The sequence below is a fragment of the Vibrio sp. 1402 genome, assembly GCF_033340275.1.
Map to the genome: position 1 here is coordinate 1 of NZ_JAWOWE010000732.1, position 513 is coordinate 513.

1 protein-coding gene is annotated in these 513 nt (G+C 49.3%); it reads left to right on the forward strand.

What is annotated here, in order from left to right:
- The coding region (locus R7044_RS28190) for a Na+/H+ antiporter NhaC family protein (RefSeq protein WP_225456399.1) at positions 1 to 513 on the forward strand (513 nt) is incomplete at both ends.

The window sequence follows — 513 nt, forward strand, 5'->3', positions numbered from 1 at the left end:
TTTATGGTGTTCACGTTTGGTGGCGTTATCGCGTGGAAGGAAACCCACGACGTATTCACCAAAGGCGTTCACATGATGGCGATGATCGGCTTTATCATGATCGCAGCCGCGGGTTTTGCAGCGGTAATGAAACAAACCGGTGGCGTAGAAACCCTAGTTCAGTCACTGTCTACAAGTATTGGTGACAACAAACCGCTTGCAGCGCTACTTATGCTGGTTGTTGGTCTATTGGTAACCATGGGTATTGGTTCTTCATTCTCGACGATTCCAATTCTTGCAACCATCTACGTTCCGCTTTCTTTGGCGTTTGGTTTCTCACCAATGGCAACGATCGCATTAGTAGGTACAGCTGCAGCGCTAGGTGATGCTGGCTCTCCGGCATCCGACTCAACATTGGGCCCAACTTCTGGCCTAAATGCTGACGGCCAGCACGAACACATTTGGGAAACGGTTGTTCCAACCTTCATCCACTACAATATCCCACTGATCATCTTCGGTTGGATCGCTGCAATG